The organism is Apilactobacillus kunkeei DSM 12361 = ATCC 700308 (genome assembly GCF_001281265.1).
GTDB classification, from domain to species: Bacteria; Bacillota; Bacilli; order Lactobacillales; family Lactobacillaceae; genus Apilactobacillus; species Apilactobacillus kunkeei.
In genome coordinates, this window is sequence record NZ_JXDB01000012.1 from 1 (window position 1) to 3,403 (window position 3,403).

Sequence of the window (3,403 nt, forward strand, 5' to 3'; positions counted from 1 at the left end):
ACCAATCCCCTGTAGAATACAGAAAATCAGTTGCCCAATTAAATAGTTAGAAAGCTGCTTTTATTTATTTGTTCAAAATAATAGTTGCAGTTCCCTGCGATGCTTTTTTATTTAGGCAACATAAGTCACAATACATGCTAGCAGGATGATTCCTACGATAACCATTGCGGCTACTAGTAATTTATCTTGATTCATATTTCTACCTCTTTTTGTAACCATAGTTTAACATTTATTCGATATTATTACTGCTATACTATTATCAACAAAGAAGGTGTATCAATGAAAAAATTCTTAATTTTATTAACCCTTATTACTACCTTTATGGTATCGGCAAACGGTTATGAGGCTTTCGCTAAGGCTAAAAATACCAAGCCATATATTTACAGTGTATCCGACGAGAATAATCATGGTGTCGGGGTCATCAATTCAAAGCACTATGAATATTTATACACTGATTTAACGTTTACCAAGCACGCCAAACGTTTATATAAATTACAAGATCAACCAGTGACCGTTGGTACCAGTTACCACGTTCAAAAATACACACACGGCAAGAAATTCCAAGCAATCTACCAAGCACTATACCAAAATCATCAGTTAATTGGCTATGCTTGGCATGGTGCCATTCAATTGAATAAGACAGCATCATTTAACCATCAAATGGCGGTTAATACCATCGGGGTAATTAATATCGCCAGAAGATACAACGGTCTGGCTCCACTTCAATTAGATTTTGGATTGGAAAAAGATGCCGATAATAAAATTACTTCGATTGAAAACAGTCCAGTACCATCTAACTCAGATGATGTTTCATATTGGCAATTTAGCGATGAAAATAATTATCGAGGAACCTCATTGAGTTGGATTCTTTACTCTGACATTTCAAATAGTTCGGATCAAACATACACAAAACTACTAACTAATGGAGATATCACCAAAATTGGTGTTTCAGCAAAAAATACCACCATTTTTAATGGTCAAACCAATCAATCAAATAACTACTATGTCGTTATTGAGACCAAATAAAAAACGTTGCTTCCTAGCAACGTTTTTTATTTTTGAATATCTTCTAAATAACTATTAGTTAACTTCTTCATCGTATCTTCCCAATTGTAGTTGGTACTATTGCATATTGCATTGATAAAGTTTAACTGTTCCGCTTCAATCTGTTCGATTAATTTTCGTCCATCATCTGTTAAATACACGACTTTTTTTCTTTTATCAGATTTGGCTGGTCCGGTATATACGAGGTTACGTTCTCTTAAATCACGGCAAGCCACATTTAACGCCTGTTTGGAAATATCTAAGATTTGTAGTAATTGTTTGATGGTAATCTCATCAATCGTATCAATTGAGAATAACATTTTCTGTTGATTTGAAGTTAGGTTATACTTTGATAAATCAACAATTCGATTGATTTCTTGATAAGCAAAGTAAAAGACCATTAATTTCTTTTTATCGATCATTTTATTCTCCTTTAGGTCAATTAAGTTGACCTTATATAGAATAGTGTTATTATAGAAAAGGTCAATTAAATTGACCTTTAAAATTACTTACTATTCTAGATTATCAGAATTCATTCAATCTGTCAGAATTATTTATCATATTTGAGGTGATATTATGGATAAACCCACTACAGGATCAAAAGCTTTAATTCAAAGCATGATCAATCAAAACATTAAATACGTCTTCGGTATTCCCGGCGCCAAAGTCGATCAACTATTCGAAGACCTACAAGATTTCGATGACGAAAGAACACCTAAACTAATCGTTACCAGACACGAACAAAATGCCGCGTTCATCGCTGCTGCCATCGGTCGTTTAACAGGCGAACCCGGCGTCGTTGCCGTCACCTCTGGACCAGGTGTTTCCAATCTAGCAACTGGATTAATTACTGCTACCTCTGAAGGTGATCCGATTATTGCCATTGGTGGCCAAGTAAAACGAGATGATTTGTTACGCCTTACCCACCAAAGCATTAACTCTGCTGACTTATTAAAGAGCGCTACTAAATATAGTGTCGAGGTCCAAGATGCCAATAACATCTCAGAAACCTTCTCAAATGCTTATATTACAGCTCAATCACCTAAGAAAGGTGCTGCCTTCATTTCAGTTCCTCAAGACGTTTTAGGAGATGAAGTATCCCGTCCAGTAATCAACAAATTACCTAAGATTACTAATGGTAGTGTTGATAAGACTCGTATGAAGGAAATTGCACGTTTAATTGAAAAATCCAAGCAACCAGTTATTTTAGCAGGTATGCGTGCCTCTACCACTGAAGTAAGTGAATCACTCCACAAATTACTACATAAATTCTCAATTCCAGTCGTTGAAACTTACCAAGGTGCTGGGATTATTTCTGAAGATTTAGTAGAAAATTACTACGGACGTGTTAGCTTATTTGATAATCAAATCGGTGACACCATACTAAAAAATAGCGACTTAGTCATTGCGATTGGATACGATCCAGTTGAATACGAAGCCAGAAACTGGAATCAATCTCATACTCAAGTAATTAATATTGATACAGTTTCACCAGAAATCACTGCTGAATATCAACCAAGTATCATCGTTAATGCCGACATTGCCGAAAGTATCGATGCATTAACCGAATACATCGATGATTCAATGGAGCTTTCAAAAGACGTAACTGATCACTTGCATAAATTACGTGAACACTTCACCGAAACTATCGAAGAAGTTCACGAAACAACTGAAAATGGTTTACACCCTATTTCTGTCATTCAATCATTACAAAAATTCGTTAGTGAAGATACTATTGTCACTGTTGATATTGGAAGTCATTATATCTGGATGGGCCGCTATTTCAAGACATACAAACCTCGTCACCTACTATTTAGTAATGGAATGCAGACGCTTGGAGTATCACTTCCTTGGGCGATTGGAGCAGCACTAACCAATCCTAACGAACCTGTCATCTCAATCTCTGGCGATGGTGGATTCCTATTCTCAGGACAAGAGCTAGAAACTGCTGTTCGTCTGAACTTAAACATTATTCAATTGATTTGGGTAGATGGATACTATGACATGGTTAAGTTCCAAGAAGTGGCCAAATACGGTCATGATGCTGGTGTCAAATTCGGATATGTTGATTATGTCAAATACGCCGAAAGTTTTGGGGCTACTGGTATTCGAGCAAATAACGTCGAAGACTTAAACAGTGCTTTAAATCGAGCTAAGGATATTAACGGACCTGTCATCATCGAAATCCCCGTTGATTACCAAGACAACATCGAACTCAAAACAAAACTAATTCCTAATGAATTAAACTAAACAAAAAGAGCTAGATTGGAACTGAAGTTATAATATTGAACAGATAAATAAAAGCACTTTCGATAAAATGATTATTTTAATTTGATAAAATAACATAATTCGGAGGTGT

Annotated in this window: 3 protein-coding genes; 2 read left to right on the top strand and 1 reads right to left on the bottom strand. The window is 35.6% G+C overall.

Annotated features, from left to right (window positions below; translation table 11 throughout):
- The first annotated feature begins 279 nt into the window (after nt 1-279).
- Entirely contained in the window at nt 280-1,026 is a 747-nt protein-coding gene (locus RZ79_RS06365; protein WP_054450742.1) for a hypothetical protein, read from the top strand.
- A gap of 26 nt (nt 1,027-1,052) precedes the next feature.
- On the opposite strand, the gene RZ79_RS06370 is transcribed toward RZ79_RS06365, so the two are convergent.
- Complete coding sequence (locus RZ79_RS06370) at nt 1,053-1,466, bottom strand: MarR family winged helix-turn-helix transcriptional regulator (RefSeq protein WP_034534793.1); 414 nt, start codon at nt 1,464-1,466, stop codon at nt 1,053-1,055.
- A gap of 154 nt (nt 1,467-1,620) precedes the next feature.
- Here RZ79_RS06370 and alsS point away from each other — a divergent pair, with 154 nt between their 5' ends.
- Nucleotides 1,621-3,294 carry an acetolactate synthase AlsS gene (gene alsS, locus RZ79_RS06375; RefSeq protein ID WP_054450745.1) on the top strand — a complete coding sequence of 558 codons (1,674 nt, stop codon included), beginning with the start codon at nt 1,621-1,623 and terminating at the stop codon, nt 3,292-3,294.
- Nucleotides 3,295-3,403 lie beyond the last annotated feature (109 nt).